Here is a 24,492-nt window from a genome sequence, read left to right on the forward strand (position 1 = left end):
GCCATGAGGCGATTAATCGCATTCGCCGGGAGCGCGGCCATGGTGGGCACGGTTCTCACCACTCCGGCCGCCGCCGCACCCGCCGACCCCCTCCAGGCACTCGCGGCAAAGCTCGAAAGCGCCCACGGGGTGCATTACGAGACCGTGCAGAGAACCGACGACGCCACCTTCAAGATCTACGGTGACCTCCAGTTCGGGTGGTCCCGGGTGAAGGCCAACCGCGCCATCGTGGAGCCGGTCCTCGCGCCGTCCGCCACGATGGAGGAGCGGCACGAGAAGATCAGCGAGACCATCTGGGTCGGTGACGACGTCTACCACGACGACGACGCCGGCGGCTGGAAGCTGAACGACGACGTGACGGCCGCCGGGCTCGACGACCCGGTCGTACACTCGCTCTCGGTGGCGGAGATCGGCGCGCTGGTGAAGTCGGCGAAGAAGAAGTCCGCCGGAACCGTCCTCGACGGGGTGTCGACGACGATCTACGAGGGCCGCTACCGCAGCAAGATCCGTGTGACGGACTGGAAGATCTGGATCGGAAGTGACGGTCTGATTCGACGGGTCACGAGTGACACGGCGAAAAAGGATGGAAAAGACCGGACCGTCCGTGACACGTATCTCACGGAATGGGGCAAGCCGGTATGGATCTACGCTCCTGACCAGCGGCTTGTCACTTCCCGCAGTTAACTGACCACTTTGTCGCGAACGGCTTGATAACCCTGTCCGAATAGGACAGGGTTACCGGCAATCACGACAAACGGGGTGACAAAAGAATGAAGCGATTAATCGCGGCCGCTGCGGCGTTCGCCATGGTGACGGCGCTGACCACGGGGGCGGCGCAGGCCAGGGCGGCAGACCCGGTGGCGGCACTGACCGCGCAGTTGAAGAGCGCGCACGGGGTCCACTTCAACTCGGTCAGCAAGATCGAACCGGACCTGGGCTTCAAGAGCCGGACGTACGGCGACCTCCAGTTCGGCCGATCGCGGATCACGGCGAGCAGCATCATCGCCACCAGCAGCCAGGAAGAGACGCTGCCGCCGGAACTGATCGATCTGTTCGGCGGCTTCGACCTCTCCTCGACCCAGACGATCAACGTCAAGGGCGCCACGTACCTGTCCGGTCCCCTGGTCGGCCTTCTCGACCCGCCCCCGGGCAAGACCTGGATCCGTGCCAAGGCCAAGGGCAACTCGTCAGGACTGGGCAACACGGCCATCAACGTGCTGTCTCCCAAAGAGCTGCGCACGCTGCTGAAGTCGACGACGTCGAAGAAGCCGGGCGGGGTCGTCAACGGGGTGGCCACCACGCTCTACACCGGCAGGCAGAAGCTGGACGTGAGCCTGCCCGGCTATCCGCTGTCCTGGACCCTCAACTGGAAGCTGTGGATCGGCACCGAAGACGGCCTGATCCGCCGCATCACGACCCGCGACGTGCTGGAGTCGACCGACACCAAGGGCAAGAAGCAGCAGGTCAAGCTGAGCTCCGACACCTACCTGACCGCGTGGGGCAAGAAGGTCTGGATCGACCCGCCGGCGGAGCAGTACGTCTGGGACTTCGAGGACGCGATCGGCGAATTCACCAAGCCGAACGTCATCGGCGCCATCAACCTGGGCGACTGACGCCGAAGCAGTGAACGCGCCCCGCCGGTTCGGCAGAATCGGCGGGGTGACGTCTTTCGACGAGGTCGCCGTATATCGGGACGAACTGCGGGCCCACTGCTACCGGTTGCTCGGGTCGATGGACGACGCCGAGGACGCCGTACAGGAGACGCTGCAACGGGCCTGGCGGAACCTCGACGGGTTCGAGGGCTCGCTGCGCGCCTGGCTCTACAAGATCGCCACCAATCGCGCCCTGACGATCATCGGGCAGCGCAAACAACCGATCGAGCTCGGGCCGCCCATCTTCGTGGAGAGCGCCGAGACCAAGGTGCTCGTCCAGGAGAGCGTGGAGCTGGCCTTCGTGGCGGCCATCCACCATCTGACCCCGCCCCAGCGGGCCGCGCTGCTGCTCAGAGACGTCCTCGGCTATTCGGCGCAGGAGGCCGCCGACATGCTCGGGACCTCGGCGACCGCCGTGCACAGCGCCGTCAGGCGGGCCCGTGCGGCCCTCGCGGAGCAGGACTCGCTCGGCGAGGAGGGGCAGCGCGACGCGGCCGCGCGCTACGCCGCCGCCTGGCACGCCGGGGATCTCGACGGGATCGTCGCGATGCTGACCGAGGACGCCAAGTACACGATGCCGCCGCTCGACGAGCGCTACCACGGCCACGCGGAGATCCGGCAATTCCTGGTCGAGGGGCCGCTCCAGTTCGGGTGGCGGTTCGTCGCGACCTCGTCGCCGAAGGTGTGGGTGACGTACATGATCAGTGAGGGCCGGGAGCTTCCCGTCAGCGTCGACGTGCTCGTCTTCCGGGGCGCGCGGATTTCCGCGGTCGTCTCGTTCGTCAGCGACGAATTCGTGCGCTTCCTCGGGTTGTAGAGGTATGGACGACATCCGCAAGCTGATCGAGAACTGGGCCCGCGCGGTCCACGAGGGTGACCTCGACCAGGTCACCGCCCAGCACACCGACGACATCGTCATGTTCGACGTGCCGCCTCCGTATGAGGGGGTCCGCGGCATCGGCGCCTACCGGGACACCTGGCCCGGGTTCTTCGAGTGGCAGCGTTCTGGCGCGGTCTTCGACATCGAGGAGCTCGACGTCGTCGCGGGGGCCGACGTCGCGTACGCCTTCGCCATCGCACGCTGCGCCGACGCCACCGACGACTCTCCGGTACGGCTCCGCCTCACCTTCGGCCTGAAGATGGTCGACGGGCAGTGGCGGATCGCCCACGAGCACCACTCGTTCCCGTCGGAGCTCTCCGGCGAGGACGAGATCAGGGCCCTGGGAGATCTCTGACCTGCGGGTTCTCTCAGGAGACAGCGTGGCGGTGTCGTTCGGCCACGACCTCGTCCTCGGCGGCGCGTCGCGGGCGACCCGGGTGTTCGCCAGGCGTGGTGGACGCTGGGTGCTCGTCCACCAGCACCTGAGCGCTATTTAGGGTCGTAGGCGAGGTTGGGGCGCAGCCAGCGCTCCACCTCGTCGACCGGCATGCCCCGGCGGGCCGCGTAGTCGTGGATCTGGTCCTTGTCGAGACGGCCGACGGTGAAGTAGCGCGCGTCGGGGTGCTGCAGGATCAGGCCGCTGACCGCCGCCGCCGGGGTCATCGCGAACGACTCGGTCAGCGCGATGCCCGCCGACTCGGCGCCGAGCAGGTCGAACAGGTCGCGCTTCTCGCTGTGGTCGGGCGTGGCGGGGTAGCCGAGCGCCGGCCGGATGCCGCGGAACTTCTCGGCGTGCAGGTCTTCGAGCAGCGGCTCGGCGCCGGGCTCGAACCACTCGCGGCGGGCCTTCAGGTGGATCCACTCGGCGAACGCCTCGGCGAGCCGGTCGGCCAGCGCCTTCACCATGATCGCCTTGTAGTCGTCGTTGTCGGCCTCGTAGCGGGCGGACAGGACGTCGGCCCCCTGGATGGCCACCGCGAACCCGCCCATGTGGTCGCCCTCGGGCGCCACCCAGTCGGACAGGCAGCGGTTAGGCCGGCCTTCGGGCTTCTGCGTCTGCTGCCGCAACATCGGGAACCTCTTCGGGCCGACGACGATGTCGTCGCCCTCGGAGTGGGCCGGCCAGAAGCCGTAGACGCCCTCGGCGTGGAACGACCCGTCGGCGATGATCTGGTCGAGCATCGCGAACGCGTCGTCGTAGAGCTCGCGCGCCTCGGGCCGCTCCAGGATCGCGGGGTACTTGCCCTTCAGCCCCCAGGCCAGCCCGAGGAACTGCCAGTCGATGAACTCCCGCAGCTCGGCGATCGAGGGGTTGACCGTGCGCACCCCGGTGAACTCGGGCGTGGGCAGGTCGTCGTAGGAGACGGCCGTGCGGTTGGCCCGGATCTTCTTGAGCGAGAGCAGCGGCTGCCGGATGCGCGTCTCGTGCTGCACCCTGAGCCGGTCCTGGTCGGTCTTGGACGTGATCGCCAGTTCCTTGGCCCGCGCGGGGTCGAGCAGGTCGGACACCACGCCGACCACCCGCGACGCGTCGAGCACGTGGAGGGTGAGCGCGTCGTAGGCGGGCGCGATCCGCACCGCGGTGTGCTGCTTGGACGTCGTCGCCCCGCCGATCAGCAGCGGCGTCGACATGCCCCGCGCGGTCATCTCGGCGGCGACGCTGACCATCTCGTCGAGCGACGGCGTGATCAGGCCGGACAGACCGATCACATCGGCGCCCTCGGCCTCGGCGATGTCGAGGATCTTGGCCGCGGGAACCATCACGCCCAGGTCGATGACCTTGTAGTTGTTGCAGCCCAGCACCACGCCGACGATGTTCTTGCCGATGTCGTGGACGTCGCCCTTCACCGTCGCCAGCACCACAGTGCCCTGGCCTGAGTCGGACTTGTCCTTCTCCATGAACGGTTCGAGGTAGGCGACCGAGCGCTTCATCACCCGGGCGCTCTTCACGACCTGCGGCAGGAACATCTTGCCCGACCCGAACAGGTCGCCGACGATCTTCATGCCGTCCATCAGCGGGCCTTCGATGACGTCGAGCGGACGGGCCGACATCTGCCGGGCCTCCTCGGTGTCCTCGACGATGAAGTCGACGATGCCGTGCACGAGAGCGTGCGCCAGCCGCTCCTTGACCGGCGCCTCCCGCCACGAGAGGTCGACGACACGGGCGGTGCCGCTGCCCTTGACCGTCTCGGCGTAGGAGACGAGCCGGTCGGTGGCGTCCTCACGCCGGTCGAAGATCACGTCTTCGACGAGTTCCAGCAGCTCGGCGGGGATGTCCTGGTAGACGGCGAGCTGCCCGGCGTTCACGATGCCCATGTCGAGCCCGGCCGTGACGGCATGGAACAGGAACGCCGAGTGCATGGCCTCGCGGACGATGTCGTTGCCCCGGAACGAGAACGACAGGTTCGAGATGCCACCGCTGATCCGGACACCGGGGCAACGCTGTTTGATCAGCGGGAGGGCGTCGATGAAGTTCTTCGCGTACGAGTTGTGCTCGCTGATCCCGGTCGCCACCGCCAGGACGTTGGGGTCGAAGATGATGTCCTCGGCCACGAACCCGGCCTGCTGGGTGAGGATGTCGTAGGCCCGGCCGCAGATCGCGACCTTGCGCTCGGTCGTGTCGGCCTGGCCCTGCTCGTCGAAGGCCATCACGACGACACCGGCGCCGTAGTTCTTGATCTGCCTGGCGTGGTCGAGGAAGACCTCCTCGCCCTCCTTGAGGCTGATCGAGTTGACCACGCCCTTGCCCTGGACGCACTTGAGCCCGGCCTCAAGGACCGTCCACTTCGAGCTGTCGACCATGATCGGCACCCGGGCCACCTCGGGCTCGGTCGCGATCAGGTTCAGGAAGGTCGTCATGGCCTGCTCGCTGTCGAGCAGGTCGGCGTCCATGTTCACGTCGAGCAGGTTGGCGCCACCGCGCACCTGCTCCAGGGCGACGTCGACGGCCGCTTGGTGGTCGTTGCCCTCGATCATCCGCCGGAACCGGGCGGAACCGGTCACGTTGGTGCGCTCACCGATCATCACGAACCCGGTGTCGGGCCCGATGGCGAACGGCTCCAGACCGCTGAACCGGGTCTGCGGCGCGGGAGTGGGCACCCCACGCGGCGGGAGGCCCTTCACCGCTTCGGCGATCTTCGCGATGTGGGCCGGGGTCGTGCCGCAGCACCCACCGGCGATGTTGACCATGCCCTGCCGGGCGAACTCACCGAGCAGCGCGCCGGTCTCCTCGGGCGTCTGGTCGTAGCCGCCGAACGCGTTGGGCAGACCGGCGTTGGGGTGGCTGGCGACGTAGGTACCCGCGATCTTCGCCAGTTCGGCGACGTGGGGCCGCATCTCGGTAGCGCCCAGCGAGCAGTTGACCCCGACGACCAGGGGCTTGGCGATCTCGATCGACCGCCAGAACGCCTCGACGGTCTGCCCGGACAGCGTGCGCCCGCTCAGGTCGACGATCGTGACGGAGATCCACAGGGGCAGTTCCGGCGCGACCTCGCGGGCGGCGGCGATGGCCGCCTTGCAGTTGAGCGTGTCGAAGATCGTCTCGATCAGCAGCAGGTCGACCCCGCCCTCCGCGAGCGCGGAGATCTGCTCGGCGTAGGAGGCCTTGACCTGGTCGAAGTTCACCGCCCGATAGGCCGGGTCCTCGACCTTGGGCGACAGCGACAGCGTGACGTTGAGGGGCCCGACCGAGCCCGCGACGAACCGCCCGCCGAGCTCGTCGGCGGCCTGCCTGGCCAGCCGAGCGCCCTGGAGGTTCTGCTCCCGCACGAGGTGCTCGGCGCCGTAGTCGGCCTGCCCGATGCTCGTGGCGGTGAAGGTGTTGGTCGTGGTGATGTCGGCGCCGGCGGCGAGATATTGCCGGTGGACGTCGAGGATCAGGTCGGGCCGCGTCAGGTTGAGCATGTCGGGGTCGCCCGCGTAACGCTCATCGCCGTAATCGGCCGCGGTCAACCCGGCGCCCTGGAGCATCGTGCCCCAGGCTCCGTCGAGCACCGCGACTCGGTCGGCGAGCAGCTGACGAAGATCCACTGAGCCTCCTCCGTACTAAGGAAGAGGCGACCTTACTGGGATGGTTCCAGCCGAGCGTGGCGGGCGTTCACAAGCCCGTTGCAGCGCCTCTCGACCTGCGGACCAGTTTAACAAACCCACCGCATGTCAAGACCATCGAAATATTTCGGTCCTACAAACTGGGTCTTTCTCACTTTGCTCGGTCTGGCTAGCATTCGATTTCGGAACATCTCCGAAACATTTTGGAGCCTGACCCCCCAAAGGAGAGAGTTCGATGAGACGACTGGTGGTCATCGCGGCCACGGCGCTCGGACTTGTGGCTGTGCTCAGCCCGGGACCCGTGTCGGCTAATGGGCGGCCTCCGGCCGTACAGGACCAGAGCCTGAAAGCCTTAGCCGCCCGGCACAACCTGGCGATCGGCACGGCGATCAGCAACGACGCCCTGGCCGAACCCCAGTACAAGACCATCGCCACCCAGCAGTTCAGCAGCGTCACCCACGAGAACGCCATGAAGTGGGAGAGCCTGGAGCCCACCCGCGGCACCTACGACTGGGCCGCCGCCGACGCGTTGATCGACTTCGCCCGCAAGAACAACCAGAAGGTGCGCGGCCACGTCCTGGTCTGGCACAACCAGCTGCCGGCATGGCTGACCGCCGGCGTCGCCGACGGCTCGATCTCCAAGACCCAGCTTCGCGACCTGCTCCGCAAGCACATCACGACCGTCGTGAAGCGCTACAAGGGCAAGATCTGGCAGTGGGACGTCGTCAACGAGGCCGCCAGCGACCCGTGGGACACCCCCTCGGAGATCCACCTGAAGGGCTTCTGGGCGCAGAACCTCGGCCCTGACTACATCGCCGACGCCTTCCGCTGGGCCCGCGCCGCCGACCCCTCGGCGCTGCTGTTCTACAACGACTACAACATGGAGGCCTTCGGCGACCGGGGCGCCGGTGACAAGGTCTGGTTCATCTACAACCTGATCAAGAAGCTGCGCTCCCAGGGCGTGCCGATCGACGGGTTCGGCTCGCAGGGGCACCTCGGAACGCAGTACGGGAACTTCGACGCCTTCCAGGTGAAGGAGGTCCTGGACGCTTTCTCCGACCTGGGGATGGTCAGCGCGTTCACCGAGGTCGACGTGCGGAGCCAGATGACCGCCGGCGTTCAGGCCGGCGACACCAACGAGATCAACCCCCGTCTCCAGGCCTCCGCCTCGAACTTCAGCGTGCTCCTGCAGGCCTGCCTGCTGAACCGGCACTGCCTGTCGTACACGGTGTGGGGCTTCACGGACAAGCACTCGTGGGTGCCGACCTGGTTCACCAACCCGCCGGAGGGCCTCGCGACCCTCTACGACGAGAACTACCAGCCGAAGCGCGCCTACAACTCGATCAAGTCGGACCTGGTGTTCGCGGGCCCGCCGAACGTCCTGCCCAGACCACGCCGCTGACCTTCGACAAGGCCCTGGACGAACCTCGTCAGCACCGGTGACGAATCGGAGGCCCGCCACAGGGCCGCCGCGGTGATCGTGGCCGTGGGGCCCTTCAACGGGACGAAGGCCACGCCCTCCCGGCGGAGGCCCTCCGCCGAGGCGGGGACCAGGGCCACGCCCAGCCCGGCCGCGACGCTCATGAGCTGCGTCGAGACCTGGCAGACGCGGTGGGTGACGTTGGGGCGGAAACCGGCCGTGGTGCACATGCCATGGACGGTTTCCGCCCACTGGGCGCAGTCGGCCAGGTCGAGGATGACGAAGGGGTCCTGGGACAGGTCGGTGAGTTCGATCACCGGGTCGGCCGCCAGCGGGTGGTGCACGGGCAGGGCGGCGATGAACGGTTCGACCGAGAGGATCGTGCCCTCCGGGCAGACGATGTCGCCGATGCGGGAGATGAAGGCGACGTCCACATCCGGCGGCTGGGTCGTGGCGCCCAGCGGGAGTTCGAGGAGGTCGACCTCGACGCCGGTGTGACGGTTCCGGAAGTCGGCGAGCATCGCCAGGAACGGGCCCGACGAGGTGGTCGGCATGTACGCCACCCTGAGACGCCCCAGCTCCCCGCGTCTGGCCTGGTCGGCCACCGCCTGGGCGACCTTCGCCTGGGCCAGTGTGCGGCGGGCCTCGACCAGGAACAGCTCCCCCACATGGGTCAGGCGGGTGCGGCGTTTCTCCCTGATCAGGAGCTCGACGCCGAGGACCGACTCGAGTTTCTGGATCTGCTGCGACAGGGCCGGCTGGGCGATGTGGAGACGTTCGGCGGCGCGGGCGAAGTGGAGTTCTTCGGCCAGGGCGACGAAGCCCTCCAGGTGGCGCAGCTCGAAGTTCATGCTTTCAGCTTATCAACGCATTGACAATCGGTCTTTGATCTTATGAACCCCGCGCTCTTAGCGTCAGAGCCATGAGACTTTCAGGAAAGATCGCGCTCGTCACCGGCGGCACCTCCGGGATCGGTGAGGGCATCGCACGGCGCTTCGGCGCCGAAGGGGCGACCATCGTGTTCACGGGCCGCCGGGCCGACCTCGGGGAGCTGATCGCCAAGGAGATCGCGGGCGCCACGTTCGTCCCGGGGGACCTCACCCAGGCCGGGACCCGGAACGCGCTCGTCGCCGCCGTCGAGGCGCACGGCGGGCTCGACGTGCTGGTCAACAACGCCGCCGCCTTCGGCGACACGCTCACCGACCAGGTCACCGAGGACGACTTCGACCGGATCGTCGGGCTCAACTTCCGGGCGGCCTACCTGATCACGCGGGACGTCCTGCCGCACCTGATCAGGAAGCCCGGCGGGCGGATCGTGAACATCTCCAGCACGGGGGTCCGCCGGGCCTGGCCCGGGGCGTCGGTCTACAACGCCAGCAAGGCGGCGCTGGAGAACCTCACCCAGTCGTGGGCCCACGAATACGGTCAGTACGGTCTCACCGCCAACGCGCTGACCCTGCCGATCGTGGACGCGCCGATGTCACTGGCCGCCCGGGAGTACGTCGACCTGGAGACCATCCCCTCCCGCCGGATCGGGACGGTGACCGACGTCGCCGACATGGCCGTGTTCCTCGCGGGGGACGAGTCCGGCTACCTCAACGGGGCCAGGATTCCGCTGGACGGCGGGCAGACCGCCTAATCGAGACCCGGGGAACGTAGGGTTGGCGGATGGTCCGGACGGTCATCGACTCCTTAGGGGTGGCGTCGCCCTCGCGTATCGTCGCCACCCGTGACGTCGTCGACGGCTGCCTGCGGCCGCTCGACCTACCGCTGGAGCTGACGACCGGGATCGTCTCCCGGCGGGTGGCCGGTGAGGGCGAATACTCGGTCGACCTGGCGGCCCGGGCGGGGCTCGACTGCCTGTCGCGGTCGTCGATCCCGGCAGGCGAGGTCGACCTGCTGATCAACACGAGCATCTCGCGGGTCGACGGGCCGTCGTGGGCGACCTACGAACCGGCCCTGGCCACGCGGCTGCGCCGGCTCCTCGGCTGCCACGACGCCTGGACGTTCGACCTGGCGAACGCGTGCGCCGGGACGTTCACCGGCATCTGGCTCGCCGACGCGCTGATCCGGGCGGGGCGGATCCGCACCGCCCTGGTCGTCAGCGGGGAGTTCGTCTCCCACATGATCCCCACGGCCCAGCTCGAGATCGAGGGCAAGAACGATCCGCGCATCGCCTGCCTCACCCTCGGCGACGCGGGCGCGGCGGTGCTGCTGACCCGCTCCGACGACGACCGCGCCGGGTTCCGGCACATCGGGCTTCGCACGATCGGGGAGCACCACACGCTGTGCGTGGCCGGGCCCTCCGACCAGCCGCACGGCGGCGCGGTGATGAAGACCCAGATGGCGACACTGGCGGCCATCTGCATCCGTGAGTCGATCGCGCACGCCGCCGAGTCGCTCGCCGCCATCGACCTGCCGATCGGCGACATCGACCGGTTCATCCCGCACCAGATGTCGTCCCTGGCCATCAGGGCCGGCATCCGGCAGGCCAACCGCGCGTTCGGGGCCAAGGTCCTGGACAAGGGCAACGTCATCGACAACCTGGCGACGCGGGGCAACACGTCCACGACCGCCCACCTGGTGGCCCTGCACGACGCCTCCCACGACGGCCGCGTCGAATCGGGGCAGCGGGTGCTCTTCGAGATCGCCGCGTCGGGCGTGACCGTCGGCACCGCCGTCTACACCCTCGACGACCTGCCCGACCGGCTCGCCGAGGGCCGTAAGTCGGACCGGCCCACGCCCCCGGCGACGCCGGCCCCGCTGCGGGGGGTGCGCATCGGCGCGGTCGGGCTGGCCACCGAAGGCGCCACCACGGTCGAGCTGCTCCGCGAGGCGGTCACCGACTGCCTGGCCGGCCGCGAGCAGCCCGATCTGCTCATCCACACGGGGGTCTACGTCACCGGCCTCATCGCCGAGCCCGCCGTCGCCGCGACCGCGGCGGGGGAACTCGGTCTCGGCGGCGACTTCCTCGGCTTCGACCTCACCAACGGCGGGCTGGGCACCCTCGACGCCTGCCGGGTGGCCGCCGAGCTCATCAGCGCCGGGACGGTGAACACGGTGCTGGTCGTCGCGTCCGAAGACGGCGGCGGCGTGGCGCGCCGGGGGTCCGCGCTGCTCCTGGAAGCGGGCGAGGGCGGTTTCGCCGGTTTCCACTCGCGCCACTTCGACGAGCAGCTCGCCGACTTCTACGCGGGGGCGGTGCAGGAGGACGGCCGTTCCTTCGCGCGGGCGGGCGACCGTGAGCTGCTCGCCGACCGCACCGCCGCGTTGGTCCCCCAGGTTGTCGCCGAGTTGCTGGCCGCCCACGGCGTGACCGAAGAGGAGATCTCGGCCGTGCTGATGCCGGACATCGAGCTGTTCACCTCGGCGTTGCCGTTCGCGTTCGCGACGCTGGAGGCCGCCCCCGGAGATCTCGTCGTCATCGTCGGAGCGGCGAGCGGAATTGAGATCGGCGCGGCGTTGTACCGAATGTGATCACCCATTTAGCATGCGTGCGGGAGAGCAGATGAGTGAACCACGCGCGCAGTTCGATCCATTCGAATACATACCGATATTCCCCGGCCGATTACGGGACAGGGGGACCACCTGGATCTTACTCGCCGGGCTGGTCGTCTTCCTGGTCACCGTGGCGTGCACCCTCATCGAGGGCACGTTCGGGCGGCCGGCCGATTTCCGTTTCCCGGCCGACGTCACTTACGCGCTGACCGGTTCCGGGAAATCATCCGAGCCGAATTTCCCGCTGCTCCGTGATTTCACCAGCCTGCTGTGCGGATTCCTGGTGGTCACCGGTTTCGCGTTACTGCACCGGAACTGGCACTACGTCTCCACCGCCCTCACGGCGCTGCGCGAATCGCGCACGATCGTGCCCCGCCCGGTGCCCAAGTCGAACGTGTTCTCCCGGCTGCTCGGCATCGACCGGCTGCTCGCGGGCGACGAGGGCACCGCGCTCGACCGGCTCGACCACAAGTTCGGCGTCGTCACCACCCGTACCAAAATCGTTCTGTTCGGTTCGGTCGTCTTCGTCAGCTTCATCTTCGCGACCCTGCTGGCCAACGGTCTGAGCCAGAACGCCTTCCGGGTCTTCGCGCCCCGCGGCGTCTCCGCCGCCGAGCAGGCCCAATGGGTCGAGCTGGCCAAGCAGAACTGGTGGGCCGGGCCGGAACACCCGCTGGGCGTGGTCATCTACACGGTGCTGGCGTTCCTGGCGATGGTGCTGATCTTCACGTTCAACGTGGTCGGCGTGCTGACCGTCTACTTCAGCGTCGCCCTCTACTTCGCCGCCGACCTGCGCGCCGACTGGTACAACCGGGACGGCCGCTTCGGCTGGACCCCGGTCGCCCGCGTCTACCGCACGACCTACTGGGCGCTGGTCCTGCTCGGTACCGCCATCGCCGTTCTGATCGCGGCTCTGGGCAGCAGTGTGCCCATCTCCGTCTTCGGGCTGATTCTCCTGTACGTCCTGCTCGCCCCCGTCTACACGCTGGTGCCGTGGCTGTGCTTCCGGACCGTGGAGCGGGCCGCCAAGCAGGCCCGCATCGCCGAACTGTCGGAACTCCTCGCGGACGTCGACGAGCGCGACCTCAGCCAGGTGCAGCCGCTCGTGGCCGAGTTCGCCCGGACCAACGCCGCCCGGATCAGGCCGATGCGGCTGCGCACGGTGCCGTTCGGGGCGTTCGCGACGGTCGTCCTGCTGCCGATCGTGCTGACAGGTCTGCAGATCTTCGCCCAGATCGGGCCGGGCAGCCGCTGACCGCCCGGCCCGAACGGGTCAGAGGCCGTATCTGTTCTTCAGATGACGCCAGAAGTCGCGGAACATCCAGGCGTCGAAATCGGTGATCTGAGAAGCGCTGCCGGCCTTCATCAGGAAGCCGTTCACTCCTGACGGGGTCCAGTCGTAGAAGTCGTCCAGGCCGAAGGTGTGGCCGACCTCGTGCAGGAAGATGTGCAGGTTGGCGGCATTGAGGTTGTTCATGAAGTATTCCGACCCCATGCGCTGGCCCCAGTCGCCGCCCGCGCCGCCGCCGAAGCCCGACGTCAGCCAGAGCGACATGTCGTAGTGCCGCGCGGCCCCGCCGGGGCAGTTCGGATAGGTGCCGCCCTGGTTGAAGAACCGGCCGCACGGCGGGGCGCACTGCGGGGCGTTCTCGCCGATGTCGCCGACGTAGACGTCGACCGAGTTGTCCGTCCACTGGAGCTGGGCCCGGTCCCGGACCGCCCAGCCGACGACCCGCACCGGCACGTCGCCGTAGGGCCAGGCGTTGTGCCCGGCCATGACGTCCATCCACCTCTTGAACTGCCGGGCCAGGGTCGCGTGGACGGCGTCCCGCTGGGCCGCGGTGACCGTGGCCGAGGAGTCCCATCGCACGCAGTAGTTCACGTATCCCCGGTTGGCCATGATCTGGTCCCAGCCGTAGTTCCGGAACCCGTAGAGGTTGGGGTAGGTGCTCTCGACGTGCGACCAGACCTGGTTCAGCGGGGAGACCAGGTTCGACGGCGGGTTCCAGCCACTAGCGGGCGGAGGCGTCGGTGTGGGGGTTGGGGTTGGTCTGGGAGTAGCCGGGCCGCCGCAGGTCACTCCGTTCAGGGTGTACGAGGTGGGCGACCCGTTCGCCCCGCTGTAGGTGCCGTTGAAGCCGATCGTGATGCTCGCGCCCGTGGACAGGACGGGCGCGTAGCCGGGGGCCGACACAGTCACGTTGGCGCCGGATTGGGTCCAGGTCCCGTTCCAGCCCTGGCTCACCTGCTGGTTGCCCGGCCAGGAGAACCGCAGCGTCCACGGGTTCACCGGATCGCCGAGGTTGTCGATCGTGACGTTGCCGCCGAAGGCGCCGCCGTTCTCCCACGCCTTGGCGTAGGTGACGGAGCAGGCGACGGCCGCCTGCGCGGGCTGGGCGACGATCACGCCCAGCGCGGCCATGACCGTGAGGGCCACGGCCCAGAAGGATGTTCGTCTCATTGTGGGAGCGCTCCCATATGGTGGGTGGAAGCGGGCGCCGTCGCGAGGAGCGGCGCCCGCCGATGGACCTAGTTCGCGAACGCCCTGACCTCAAGAAGGCCGAGCGAAGCGGTTCCCGTGCTGGTCAGCACCACTCTCAGGCGGGTGCTGCTCACGGGGGTGAAGGTCACCGAGTTGAACTGGTTCTTGGCCAGCCCGTAGGAACCGGCCCCGGGCACGTCGACGTAGGAAGACCCGTTCCAGTACTGGAGCTTCCAGGCCGACGGCATGTCGATGCCCTGCTCGTCGTCGAAGAAGTAGACCTCCGCACGGCTGAGCGTCTGGGCGGACGACCACGTCAGTTCGCCGTACTGCGTCCCGGTCTCGGGCCAGCTGCCCCAGCGCGGGTTCACGGTGTCGTTCGAGGACGGCGGCTGGATGCCGTCGTTCAGCGCCGCGGCCGTCTCCCACGACGAGGTGTAGGAGGCCGACGGGGTCGCCGCCAGGGCCAGGTTGCCGACCGGTGGCGGGGTGCCGCCCCGGTTGTAGGCCGAGACCTCCGTGAGCCCGCTCTTGGCGCTCCCGGCGTTGGTCACCTGCACGCGGATCCTGGCCGCCGTCACCGACGGGAACGTCACCACGTTGTAGTTGGCCCGTGGAGCCGAGGGCGTCTTCGTCTGCGAGGGCACCGCCGTCCACGTCGAGCCGTTCAGATACTGGATCGTGTACGCCGAGGGCGCCCGATACGTCGCCGAGGCCGGCCGCGAGTCCTTGAACCACATCCGCATCTCGTTGACCGGCTGCGACGAGCCCAGGTTCAGCTCATACCAGTCGGTCGTGGCGCCCGTACCGCCCCAGAAGGGCTCGTTGACCGGCAGGCCGTCCACCGCGCCCGCGACATTGGTGCCGGAAGACGCGCTCCCGGTGGAGGGAATCAGCCCGGAGGCGACGTTGATCCCCGCCTTGTCGAGGATGTCGGTCATCCGGCCGCCGGTGAAGGCGACCTGGTTGGGCGACTGGATCCCCGAGTAGGCCTGGTTGTAGGCGACCGTCCCGGAGGTGGTCACCGCGCCGGTGGCGGGGTCCCATGTGAACGGGACCAGCGAGTTCACGGTCGCGACCCGCGTGCCGTTGATGAAGATCGAGTAGCCCTGCGGCACACCCGGGTAGCGGGTGACGCCGTCGGCGGGGTCGTCCCAGGTGATGGTCAGGTCGGCGTTGCGGTAGCGCAGGTTGTTGACGGTGAAGTGGGTCCAGCCGATGTTGATCGGGGACAGTTCCACCTTCGCGTCGTTGCGCGGGCGCAGGCCGGCGACGTCCTCGATCACCGTCCAGTTGCTGCTGCCCAGGATGTTGTGGTGGATCCAGGAGCGGTACTGGACGGAGGAGCCGTTCCAGTCGGCCCAGAACTCGTTGGCGTCGGGCCAGGCGGTGTTGCCGCCGACGTACTGCGCCCACGTGTTCCAGTAGAGGAGTTTCTTGTAGTCGTTCGCGGTCATCCACGAGTTCGGGTAGTTGCGCAGGACCGACGAGTAGAGCCGGAACTGGACCGTCGAGTTGATCGTGGAGAAGTTGTTGGAGCCCGGGTTCCCCGCCGCCGCGGCGGCCGCCTTGTCGGTCTGGTTGGCGGTGTAGAAGGGGAAGATCGGATACTGCGCCGGGTCGTCGTAGAGACGCAGCGCCTGCCGGTAGGTGGCGGTGTTCGGGATCGCGCCGACAGAAAACGGGTAGTAGTTATTGATCTCCTTCCACGGCACGTACTCGTTCGTCGACTTCAGCCGGTGCTCGAAGAGCTGGCGGGACGGGTTCCAGAGCACGTTGACGATGGCGTTCTGGATGTCGGTCGCCAGCGTCTGCATCTCGGCGGCCTTGGCGGTGTTGCCGACCGCCGCGTAGGCCTGCGAAGCGGCGAGCGCGCCGCTGTACTGGTAGGCCGACTCCGCCCGGTCCATCCGGCCCGGCTTCCAGTGGAACGAGACCGCGTCGGCGTCGTTGCCGGTGAGGGCGCCCCAGTCGTACTCGATGAGCTTGTTGTTGTCGGTGTCGTAGTAGCTGAGCTGGCCCTTCACGTCGCGTTCGGCGTAACGCGCGAGCGCGCCGGCGATGGCGGGCTGGCCGCCGTGGATCTGGTAGGCCCGCCAGGCCGCCTCGGAGATGTACTGGGTGTAGCTGTTCGACCAGTTCTCCGGGTCGCCGGGGTTGTCCATGAACCGGCCGTTCCTGGACGTCTGACCCGTGGACAGCCAGTTGCCGTAGGCGTACATGGGCGTCCGCAGATATTTGAGGTCGTCGATGTGCATCGGCTGGGTCAGCGCGATCGCGTTGTTGTAGCCGAGCACGCCCTCCATCGACACCGGGAACTGGAACGTCTGGCCGGGGATGTCCGCGTCGAGGTTGTTGTAGCGCATCAACCACCAGCGGTAGTAGACGTTCTTCTTGATCGCCGCCTCGGCCACGTCGATGTACGGCAGGTTCTGCGCCCACCAGAGGTTGTAGGCCCTGACGTGGGTGGCGTACGCCGTGGCGTTGGTGAAGCCCTTGTAGGTGTTGTATTCGGTCAGCGAGCCGGGGATCTCGTTGGTCACGAAACCCATCACGACCTTCGCGGTCACGGTGGCGCCCGGCGCGACCGTGACGGAGCGGTTCAGGCCGCCGCTGCTGACGGCGAAGCCGTCACCGCTGAGCCTGGGGAACAGCGTGGTCAGGTTGTTGTACGCGTTCACCTGCCCCGTCAGCTCGTTTCCCGAGCCGCTCGTGGCATAGGGCGAGGTAGCCCTGAGCTGCAGTGTCGATGACGACGAGCCGTTGTTGACGATCGAGTAGTTCGCCACGGCGACGTTGTCGTCGGTGATGAACTTCTGCTGCGTCACCACGAGGGACCCGCTCGTGTGGACGCTGCGCCAGAAGCTGGGGGCCTGGAACCGCTGCGACACCTGCTCGGAGAAGGTGCCGGGCGTGATGGCCACGGTGAAGGCGGAGGACCCGCCGATCGCCTCCCAGTACGCCACCTGGCCGGAGAAGCCCAGCGTGCCGGGGTTGTGCGTCTTCATGTAGAGCGCCCGGCCCCGCGTCATCAGCCAGTTCCCGGCCGGGTCACTGCCTGTTCTGCCGAGGAGACGGTCCATCCAGAAGTCGGTGCCGGAGGATTCCGCGTCGTACATGGCCTGCATCATGTTGCCGGTCGTGTACGACACGGGCGGCGCCGGAACGGCCGGGCCGCTGAAGCTGGGGAAGCCGATCGTCTGCGCCGCCGAAGCGGCTGGACCTGCGACGATCAGCCCGGCTAAGAGCGCCAGAGCAGCAGAAGCGCGGAGGAACTTCATACGCCCACCGTCCATTCGATCAGTCCGGTCGACAGACCGGTCCGGGAGGTCATGTTGAGCCGGAGCCGGGTGGTGGAGACCTGCGGGAAGGTCATGGTGTTGTACTGGTTGGCGGCGACGCCGCACGACCCGATGTTCACGTAGGCGGAGCCGTTCCAGTACTGGAGCTGGCACGACGCCGGCAGATCGATCCCCTGGTCGTCGTCGAACCAGTAGGCGGCGGTCTTACTGATGTTCTGCGCCGTCGGCCAGCGGTATTCGACCCACTGGGTGCCCTGCTGGTTCCAGTTGCCGTAGACGCCGTGCGACCGGTCGGCCGAGTTCGTCGGCGCGAACCCGTCCTTGATCGCGTTCAGCGTCTCCCACGAGGAGACGTAGGACGTGGAGGCGGTGGCACTCGAAGCCAGATTCGAGGACGTGCCGCCCGAGGTCTGGACGACCTTCTGCATCGTCCCGTCGGCATTGAAGTAGAGCTTGTCGAGCGTCACCGACCTGCGGAAATTGCCTCCGCCCGGCGCGGCGGCGTTGTGGTAGACCATGTACCACTGGCCCTTGTACTCGATGATCGCCGGGTGGTTGGTCGTCGAGCTGACCATGTCGAGCACCACCCCGCGATGCGTCCAGGGACCGAGCGGGTTCGAGGCCGTCGCGTAGCGGATGCAGGCGTACTCCGGGGAGGCGCAGCCGGAGTCATTGGCCGCGTAGGCCAGGTAGTAGGTGCCGTTGCGCTTGAACATCCACGGCGCCTCCCAGAAGTTCGACACTCCGGACGGCGTGACGACCGAGCCTTGCAGAGAGGTCATGTTGCTGTTCAGTCGTGCCGCTCGGAGGCCGTAGTACGAACCCCAGTACATGTAGACCTGGCCGTCGTCGTCGGTGAAGACGGTCGGGTCGATGTTGAGAGGGCTCGAATTGGTGGTGGAGTCGCTGATCAGCGGGCCGCCGATGGCGTCGGTGAACGGGCCGGTCGGGCTGTTGCCGACGGCCACGCCGATGTTCATCCAGCCGGGGCCGTTGCCGTTGATGGAGACGTACCAGTAGTAGCGTCCGTCGGCGCCGCGTTCGACCTCACCGGCCCAGGCGTCGAGGCTGGCCCAGGAGAAGTTCGAGATCGCCAGGCGCGCGCCCTGGTCGGTGAAGGTGGCCGCGTCGCTGGAGGAGTAGACGTGCCAGTCGCGCATGACGAAGTTCTGGCCGGTGGAAGTGGCCTCGTCATGGCCGGTGTAGAGGTAGAGCGTGTCGCCGACGACGAGCGCGGCGGGGTCGGCGGTGTAGATCTGGGTGGTGATGGGGGCCGCCGCCTGGGCGGGGAGCGCGACGCCCAGCAACAGGAGCAGGGTCGTCGGAATGGCTAATCGGCGTTTCACGGGAGCGGTTCCTTCCGAAATGTTAGCGCTAACATTCATAGGACACCGCCTGGGTGGCGGTGCGGGGCTCAGGTGGAGTCGCGGATGACGAGCTGCACCGGCATGCGGTGCACGCCGGGGGTCGCACGGCCGTCGATGGCCGCGAACAGGTGCTGTGCCGCGGTGCGGCCGAGCACTTCCAGGTTGGGGTCGATGGTGGTCAGCGGCGGCCGGCTCTCGGCGGCGAGCACCTCCCAGTTGTCGTAGCCCACGATGGCGATGTCTTCGGGGATGCGCCGCCCACGTTCCCTGGCGGCCTCCACGAACCCGGCCGCGATCTGGTCGCTGCCGCAGAACACCGCGTCGACGTCGGGGTCGGCGTGCAGCACCATCGCGGCGGCCTGGCGGCCCCAGCGCTGTGACCACTGGCCCCAGAAGACCGGCCCCGGTTCCAGCCCCGCCTCGGCCAGCGCCGCGGCGGCCCCTTCGGCCCGTTCCTTCGCCGCCTGGTAGGTCGCCAGCCCGGTCACATGGGCGATCCTGCGGCGGCCGAGGGTCACCAGGTGCCTGATGGCGGTGGCCGACCCTTCGACGTCGTCGGGCACGAACGACACGTCCTCCGGATCGTCGGAGGGGCCGTAGGCGTACACGACGGGAACGCCCAGGTCACGACTGATCGACGGGCGCGGGTCGGTGCTCTCGCCCACCACGATGATGCCGTCCACCCGCCGGGCCAGTAACGTGCGGATGTAGTGCTGCTCGCGGATCGAGTCGCCCCGCGCGTCGCAGAGCAGCACGGCCATCTCGCCGCCGCCGAAGGCGTCTTCCGCGCCCAGCATCACCGGGATGCCGAAACGGCCGACGCTGTCACTGGTCAGCAGGCCGACCGTGCGGGTGGGGCCGCCGAGCAGGCTGCGGGCCGCCGGATTGGGTTTGAACGCCAGCTGTTCGGCGGCCTCCAGGACGCGCTGCCGGGTCTCGGCGCGCACCTGGTCTTTGTTGTTGAGCGCCTTCGACGCGGTGGCGATCGACACGCCGGCCAGGTGAGCCACATCGCTGATCGTGGCGATACGTCGCATCGAAAGCCTTTTCCGTAGTGGGGTTCTAACGCCCGAAGGTAGCTGCGCATTTGTAACAGAGCAAGGGCTTCCCATGCCCCGGATCGGGGCGTATGTTGCGGCTACATTTCCGAAAACCTTTTCAGTTTTTCGGTTGAGAGGAACCCCCCATGCTCAAAAAACTGCCCGCGCTCGCCGTGGCCGCGCTCCTCGCAACATCCCTGGCCGCCTGCGGTGGCGGCGCTGAAGAGACCCCCGCCACCTCGCAGGAACCGGCCGCAGCCGGACCTACGACCGTCACCATGTGGACCCGTGCGGCTACGCAGGCGCAAAGTGAACGCCTGGTGAAGGCATACAACGCCTCGCACAAGAACCAGGTCAAGATGACCGTCATCCCGACGGACAACTACCAGCCGCGCATCGCCGCCGCGGCCGGGGCCAAGCAGCTGCCCGACATCTTCGCATCCGACGTGGTGTTCGTGCCGAACTACACCTCGCAGGGGCTGTTCGCCGACATCAGCGACCGCATCGCGGCACTGCCGTTCAAAGACTCGCTGGCCCCGTCGCACATGACGCTCGGCACCTACGAGGGCCGCCAGTACACGCTGCCGCACACCCTCGACCTCTCGGTCTGGTTCTGGAACAAGGACCTCTACGAGAAGGCGGGGCTCGACCCCGAGAAGGGCCCGGCCTCGCTCAAGGAGTTCGCCGAGCAGGCCACGACCGTGCAGGAGAAGCTCGGCGCCGACGGAAAGGTCCACGGCACGTTCTTCGGCGGCAACTGCGGTGGATGTTACGTCTTCACGTTCTGGCCCTCGGTCTGGGCGGCCGGCGGCGAGGTCATGAACGCCGACGGCACCGAGTCGGCGGTCGGCTCCTCCCCCATGACCGACGTCTTCTCGATCTACCGGGGCCTCTACGAGAACAAGGTCAGCGGCCCGACCACGAAGGAGGAGCAGGGCCCGACCTGGACCGGCTTCTTCCCGAAGGGCGAGATCGGCGTCATGCCGATGCCGTCCACCACGCTCGGCTCGATGCCGGCCGAGATGAAGATCGGCGTCGCCCCCATCGCCGGCCCCGACGGCGGCGAGTCGACCTTCGTCGGCGGCGACTCCGTCGGCATCTCCTCGACCTCGACGAACGTCGACGCGGCGTGGGAGTTCCTGTCCTGGTCGGTCTCCGACGAGGCGCAGGTCGAGGTCATGGCCAAGAACAAGGACGTGCTCGCCCGGGTCGACCTGGCGAACAACAAGTACTCGGCCGAGGACCCGCGTGTGGTCCTGATCAACTCACTGGTCGGCAAGGGCCGGACGCCGTACGCGCTGAAGTTCGGTGAGACCTTCAACGACCCGCAGGGGCCGTGGCTCCGCCTGGCCCGTGAGGCCGTGTTCGGCGACGTGGCGAAGGTGGCCGAGCTGAACGAGACCATCAACCAGTCGCTGACTCAGTGACAGTGGAGCCCACGACCGCTCCCCGGCCGGCGCGCCGTCGCGCGCCGGCCGGTTGGGCGTATGCCGCCCCCACGGCGCTCATCGTGCTGGTGCTGTTCATCGCGCCGCTGGTGCTCGTCGTGTTCATGTCGCTGAACAAGTGGCCGCTGCTGGGCGCGGCCAAGCTGAACTTCCCGGCCAACTACACGAAGATCCCCGGCGACCCGCTGTTCCTCGACTCGGTGCTGTTCACCCTGAAGTACACGGTGATCATCACCATCCTGCTGTCGGCGGTGGCGCTGGGTCTCGCGCTGCTGGTGCAGGACCGCCGCCGCGGGGTCGGCTTCTTCCGGGCCGCGTTCTTCCTGCCCGGCGCGGTCGGGTTCGCCGCGGCCGGGCTGGTGTTCTACGGCATGCTCAACAACGACTTCGGGCCGTTCGGGTTCCTCGGGGTGAACTGGATCGGCTCCCCGAACATGGCGCTGACCTCGACGATCATCCTGGTGCTCTGGAGGTTCGCCGGGTTCAACATGCTGATCCTGCTGACCGGCCTCCAGGCCATTCCGGTCGAGGTGTACGAGGCCGCGCGGGCCGACGGCGCCAACCGCTGGCAGATCTTCCGGCGGATCACCCTGCCGCTGCTGCGGCCGACGATCGCGCTGATGCTGATCCTGTCGATCACGGGGTCGCTGCTGGCGTTCGACCAGTTCTTCATCTTCACCAACGGCGGCCCGGACAACAGCACGGTGTCGATGGTGATGGTGGTCTACCGCAACGCCTTCTTCCGCTTCGACCTGGGCGGCGCGGCGGCGCTCTCGATGGTGCTGCTGGTTGTGCTGGTCGCGCTGAACGCCGTACAGATGCGGATTCTGAGAGGGGCGACGACCAAGTGAAGTACTACTCCCCACGGCTCGCGCTCTCCGTGATCTTCCTGTTTCCGCTGATCTGGAGCGGGTGGGCGTCCGTGCAGGGGCCTGACGGGCTGACGACGGCCAACTACCGGAGCATCGTCGGGTTCGGTGAAGGGCTGGGCACCTACGTCACCAACAGCCTGACCTTGTCCGGCATGACCGTCATCGGCACCGTGCTGGTGGCCACGCTCGGCGGCTACGCGTTCGCCCGGTTCAGCTTTCCGGGCAAGAACCTGCTGTTCCTGGCGGCGCTGGCGATTCTGATGGTCCCGTACGCGACCATTCTCATCCCCCTCTACGTGCTGCTCGACTATGTCGGGCTGCAGAACTCGCTGCTCGGGCTCTCGCTCGTGTTCGTGATGTTCCAGTTGCCGTTCGCGCTGTACATGATGCGCAACTCGTTCGAGGCGATCCCGCGTGAGATCGAGGAGTCGGCGCTCGTCGACGGCGCGGGGTCGCTGCGGGTGCTGCTGTCGGTGCTGCTGCCCGCCGTGCGGCCCGGCCTGGTGACCGTCGGGCTGTTCGCGTTCCTGGCCTCGTGGAACGACTTCTTCGCGCCGTTGATCCTGCTCAGCGACGGCGCGAGTTTCCCGCTGCCGGTGGCGGTGGTGAGCATGACGCAGCGCACCTTCGGCGCGATCGACTACGGCGTGCTGCAGGCGGGCGTCATGGTCATGGCGATTCCGTGTCTGATCCTGTTCCTCGTTCTCCAGCGCTACTACGTGCGCGGATTCATGTCTGGAGCCTTGCGTGGATAGTCCTGTCGTGCCATCGGGTGGCGTGCTGACCCCTTTGGGGATCTCTTCGGTACGACTTCACGACGGCTTCTGGGGCTCATTCCCCACCGAGACGATCATCGACCACTGTCACGAGTGGATCGACCGGGTCGGCTGGGTGGCCAACTTCACCGGCGCCCCGCGCCGGGGCCGGGAGTTCAGCGACTCCGAGGTCTACAAGCTGATGGAGGCGATGGCCTGGACCGGCGACCCGCGCCTCGACGAGCTGACCTCGGTGCTCGCCCACGCCCAGGAGGCCGACGGCTATCTGAACACGAAGTGGGGCCAGGCCCGCTACAGCGACCTGGAGTGGGGTCATGAGCTCTACTGCTACGGCCACCTGATCCAGGCCGGTGTGGCCCAGGCCCGCACGGCCGGCGGCGGTGAACTCCTCGAAGTGGCGAAGCGCGCCGCCGACCACGTCTGCCACGTGTTCATGAACGGCCGGGGCGTCTGCGGCCACGCCGAGATCGAGATGGCTCTGATCGAGCTCTACCGGGTGACCAGGACCGAGCGCTACCTGGAGATGGCCCGCCGCTTCATCGACCGCCGGGGCGCCCCGGCCCTGGCCGACATCGAGTTCGGCCGGGCCTACTTCCAGGACGACGTGCCGTTCAGGAAGGCCGACGTCTTCCGCGGCCACGCGGTCAGAATGCTCTACCTGACCAGCGCGGTCGTCGACCTGGCCGTGGAGACGAACGACCGCGACCTGCTCGACCTGGTCGAACGCCAGTGGGAACGCACCGTCGCCCGCCGCACCCACCTGACCGGCGGCATGGGCTCCCGGCACAGCGGCGAGTCGTTCGGCGAGGACTGGGAACTGCCCCCCGACCGGGCCTACAACGAGACGTGCGCCGGGGTGGCGTCGTTCATGCTGTCGCACCGCCTCCTGCTGGCCACCGGCAACCGCCGCTACGCCGACGTCGCGGAGCGCACCTTCTACAACGTCATCGCCGCCGGTCCCGCCCTCGACGGCCAGTCGTTCTTCTACACCAACCCCCTCCAGGTCAGGGTCGCCGGCGAGACCGTCACGGGCGTCAGCCCCCGCGCCGACGGCGGCCTTCGGGCACCCTGGCGCGCGGTCTCCTGCTGCCCGACGAACCTGGCCCGCACCTTCGCCGCCCTGCCCGCCTATGTCGCCACCAGCAACGACGCCGGAGTGCAGATCCAGCACCTGACCCCGGCCCGCATCGAGCACGACGGCTTCGTCGTCGAGGTCTCCACCGACGTGCCGTGGTCGGGCGCCGCGACCCTGCGCGTGGTCGAGGCCCCCGACCGGCTGCGGGTCCTGTCGCTGCGCCTCCCGCTGTGGGCGGGCGGCGGCACGGCCGAGTGGTCCCGCGTCTGGGCACCCGGTGAAGAGGTATCGGTCGACCTGCGGATGCCCCCGCGCTTCGTCGAGCCCGACCCCCGCATCGACGCGCTGCGCGGCTGCGTGGCGGTAGAACGCGGCCCCCTCGTCTACTGCGCCGAGTCTCCGGGCGACCAGCCGCCGCTGTCCCGGATCACCGTCGACACCTCGCAGCCGCCTGCGGTGACCGACGACGGCCTGGAGGTCGCGGCCACGTTGACGCAGATCGAGGACCAGCCGTGGCCGTACGGCCGGCCCGTCGAAGACGAGGGCGAACCGCTCCGCCTGCGGCTGCGGCCCTACTACCAGTGGGGCAACCACGGCCCGGCGACCATGAGGGTGTGGTTGCCCAAAAGGTGA

19 protein-coding genes are annotated in these 24,492 nt (G+C 68.0%); 13 read left to right on the forward strand and 6 right to left on the reverse strand.

The annotated features are described in order from the left end of the window. Positions 1-3: 3 nt before the first annotated feature. The 5 genes from AW272_RS18145 (at position 4) to AW272_RS42120 (ending at position 3,029) form a co-directional block, all read left to right on the forward strand. Complete coding sequence (locus AW272_RS18145; protein WP_157518620.1) at positions 4-684, forward strand: hypothetical protein; 681 nt, start codon at positions 4-6, stop codon at positions 682-684. A gap of 86 nt (positions 685-770) precedes the next feature. After that, positions 771-1,613 carry a LolA-like protein gene (locus AW272_RS18150; protein WP_157518621.1) on the forward strand — a complete coding sequence of 281 codons (843 nt, stop codon included), beginning with the start codon at positions 771-773 and terminating at the stop codon, positions 1,611-1,613. 46 nt (positions 1,614-1,659) lie between these two features. Beyond that, a complete protein-coding gene (locus AW272_RS18155; protein WP_218010940.1) occupies positions 1,660-2,469 on the forward strand; it encodes a sigma-70 family RNA polymerase sigma factor in 810 nt (269 codons plus the stop codon). 4 nt (positions 2,470-2,473) lie between these two features. Further along, the gene (locus AW272_RS18160) at positions 2,474-2,887 is read left to right on the forward strand and encodes a nuclear transport factor 2 family protein (RefSeq protein WP_066366407.1); all 414 of its coding nucleotides are present in this window, start codon (positions 2,474-2,476) and stop codon (positions 2,885-2,887) included. 25 nt (positions 2,888-2,912) lie between these two features. Next, positions 2,913-3,029, forward strand: coding sequence for a nuclear transport factor 2 family protein (locus AW272_RS42120; protein WP_169807564.1), 117 nt, complete (start codon positions 2,913-2,915; stop codon positions 3,027-3,029). Here the strand turns inward: AW272_RS42120 and metH are convergent. Next, positions 3,022-6,561, reverse strand: a complete 3,540-nt coding sequence (metH, locus tag AW272_RS18165) for a methionine synthase (RefSeq protein ID WP_066366408.1) — start codon at positions 6,559-6,561, stop codon at positions 3,022-3,024. The genes AW272_RS42120 and metH overlap by 8 nt on opposite strands. A gap of 253 nt (positions 6,562-6,814) precedes the next feature. Here metH and AW272_RS18170 point away from each other — a divergent pair, with 253 nt between their 5' ends. Then, positions 6,815-7,981, forward strand: coding sequence for an endo-1,4-beta-xylanase (locus tag AW272_RS18170; protein WP_066366409.1), 1,167 nt, complete (start codon positions 6,815-6,817; stop codon positions 7,979-7,981). Here AW272_RS18170 and AW272_RS18175 read toward each other — a convergent pair. Beyond that, positions 7,912-8,850 carry a LysR substrate-binding domain-containing protein gene (locus AW272_RS18175; RefSeq protein WP_066366410.1) on the reverse strand — a complete coding sequence of 313 codons (939 nt, stop codon included), beginning with the start codon at positions 8,848-8,850 and terminating at the stop codon, positions 7,912-7,914. The two genes, AW272_RS18170 and AW272_RS18175, sit on opposite strands and share 70 nt — an antisense overlap. 71 nt (positions 8,851-8,921) lie before the next feature. Between AW272_RS18175 and AW272_RS18180 the strand changes: the two genes are divergently transcribed. Genes AW272_RS18180 through AW272_RS18190 form a run of 3 tightly spaced genes read left to right on the forward strand, consistent with a single transcriptional unit; the run spans position 8,922 to position 12,752 of the window. Then, positions 8,922-9,638: an SDR family NAD(P)-dependent oxidoreductase gene (locus AW272_RS18180; RefSeq protein ID WP_066366413.1), complete on the forward strand. Its 717-nt coding sequence runs from the start codon at positions 8,922-8,924 to the stop codon at positions 9,636-9,638. Between the two features lie 29 nt (positions 9,639-9,667). Beyond that, positions 9,668-11,476 carry a 3-oxoacyl-[acyl-carrier-protein] synthase III C-terminal domain-containing protein gene (locus AW272_RS18185; RefSeq protein WP_066366419.1) on the forward strand — a complete coding sequence of 603 codons (1,809 nt, stop codon included), beginning with the start codon at positions 9,668-9,670 and terminating at the stop codon, positions 11,474-11,476. Positions 11,477-11,507: 31 nt separating this feature from the next. Then, a complete protein-coding gene (locus AW272_RS18190) occupies positions 11,508-12,752 on the forward strand; it encodes a hypothetical protein (protein WP_066366422.1) in 1,245 nt (414 codons plus the stop codon). A gap of 18 nt (positions 12,753-12,770) precedes the next feature. Here the strand turns inward: AW272_RS18190 and AW272_RS18195 are convergent, their stop codons facing one another. The 4 genes from AW272_RS18195 to AW272_RS18210 form a co-directional block, all read right to left on the reverse strand. Beyond that, on the reverse strand, positions 12,771-13,958 hold the full coding sequence (locus AW272_RS18195; RefSeq protein WP_066366424.1) for a cellulose-binding domain-containing protein: 1,188 nt from the start codon (positions 13,956-13,958) through the stop codon (positions 12,771-12,773). Positions 13,959-14,026: 68 nt separating this feature from the next. After that, a complete protein-coding gene (locus AW272_RS18200; protein WP_174551830.1) occupies positions 14,027-17,260 on the reverse strand; it encodes a galactose-binding domain-containing protein in 3,234 nt (1,077 codons plus the stop codon). Beyond that, on the reverse strand, positions 17,257-18,627 hold the full coding sequence (locus tag AW272_RS18205; protein WP_245657612.1) for a glycoside hydrolase family 43 protein: 1,371 nt from the start codon (positions 18,625-18,627) through the stop codon (positions 17,257-17,259). Before AW272_RS18205 ends, AW272_RS18200 begins: the two co-directional genes overlap by 4 nt. Positions 18,628-18,695: 68 nt before the next feature. Beyond that, positions 18,696-19,685: a LacI family DNA-binding transcriptional regulator gene (locus AW272_RS18210; protein WP_066366428.1), complete on the reverse strand. Its 990-nt coding sequence runs from the start codon at positions 19,683-19,685 to the stop codon at positions 18,696-18,698. Between the two features lie 149 nt (positions 19,686-19,834). Here AW272_RS18210 and AW272_RS18215 point away from each other — a divergent pair, with 149 nt between their 5' ends. Genes AW272_RS18215 through AW272_RS18230 form a run of 4 tightly spaced genes read left to right on the forward strand, consistent with a single transcriptional unit; the run spans position 19,835 to position 24,492 of the window. After that, on the forward strand, positions 19,835-21,115 hold the full coding sequence (locus AW272_RS18215; protein WP_066366429.1) for an ABC transporter substrate-binding protein: 1,281 nt from the start codon (positions 19,835-19,837) through the stop codon (positions 21,113-21,115). Continuing rightward, positions 21,112-21,987 carry a carbohydrate ABC transporter permease gene (locus tag AW272_RS18220; protein ID WP_066366434.1) on the forward strand — a complete coding sequence of 292 codons (876 nt, stop codon included), beginning with the start codon at positions 21,112-21,114 and terminating at the stop codon, positions 21,985-21,987. Before AW272_RS18215 ends, AW272_RS18220 begins: the two co-directional genes overlap by 4 nt. After that, on the forward strand, positions 21,984-22,763 hold the full coding sequence (locus AW272_RS18225) for a carbohydrate ABC transporter permease (protein ID WP_066366442.1): 780 nt from the start codon (positions 21,984-21,986) through the stop codon (positions 22,761-22,763). Before AW272_RS18220 ends, AW272_RS18225 begins: the two co-directional genes overlap by 4 nt. Then, positions 22,756-24,492, forward strand: a complete 1,737-nt coding sequence (locus tag AW272_RS18230; RefSeq protein ID WP_066366445.1) for a glycoside hydrolase family 127 protein — start codon at positions 22,756-22,758, stop codon at positions 24,490-24,492. Before AW272_RS18225 ends, AW272_RS18230 begins: the two co-directional genes overlap by 8 nt.

Source organism: Herbidospora mongoliensis, from assembly GCF_001570545.1.
Classification (GTDB): domain Bacteria; phylum Actinomycetota; class Actinomycetes; order Streptosporangiales; family Streptosporangiaceae; genus Herbidospora; species Herbidospora mongoliensis.

What these genes read in the sequence shown, in the direction of transcription:
- AW272_RS18145 (WP_157518620.1), top strand. Translation starts at nt 4, where the DNA reads ATGAGGCGATTAATCGCATTCGCCGGGAGCGCGGCCATGGTGGGCACG.
- AW272_RS18150 (WP_157518621.1), top strand. Translation starts at nt 771, where the DNA reads ATGAAGCGATTAATCGCGGCCGCTGCGGCGTTCGCCATGGTGACGGCG.
- AW272_RS18160 (WP_066366407.1), top strand. Translation starts at nt 2,474, where the DNA reads ATGGACGACATCCGCAAGCTGATCGAGAACTGGGCCCGCGCGGTCCAC.
- AW272_RS18170 (WP_066366409.1), top strand. Translation starts at nt 6,815, where the DNA reads ATGAGACGACTGGTGGTCATCGCGGCCACGGCGCTCGGACTTGTGGCT.
- AW272_RS18175 (WP_066366410.1), bottom strand. Translation starts at nt 8,850, where the DNA reads ATGAACTTCGAGCTGCGCCACCTGGAGGGCTTCGTCGCCCTGGCCGAA.
- AW272_RS18180 (WP_066366413.1), top strand. Translation starts at nt 8,922, where the DNA reads ATGAGACTTTCAGGAAAGATCGCGCTCGTCACCGGCGGCACCTCCGGG.
- AW272_RS18185 (WP_066366419.1), top strand. Translation starts at nt 9,668, where the DNA reads ATGGTCCGGACGGTCATCGACTCCTTAGGGGTGGCGTCGCCCTCGCGT.
- AW272_RS18190 (WP_066366422.1), top strand. Translation starts at nt 11,508, where the DNA reads ATGAGTGAACCACGCGCGCAGTTCGATCCATTCGAATACATACCGATA.
- AW272_RS18195 (WP_066366424.1), bottom strand. Translation starts at nt 13,958, where the DNA reads ATGAGACGAACATCCTTCTGGGCCGTGGCCCTCACGGTCATGGCCGCG.
- AW272_RS18200 (WP_174551830.1), bottom strand. Translation starts at nt 17,260, where the DNA reads ATGAAGTTCCTCCGCGCTTCTGCTGCTCTGGCGCTCTTAGCCGGGCTG.
- AW272_RS18210 (WP_066366428.1), bottom strand. Translation starts at nt 19,685, where the DNA reads ATGCGACGTATCGCCACGATCAGCGATGTGGCTCACCTGGCCGGCGTG.
- AW272_RS18215 (WP_066366429.1), top strand. Translation starts at nt 19,835, where the DNA reads ATGCTCAAAAAACTGCCCGCGCTCGCCGTGGCCGCGCTCCTCGCAACA.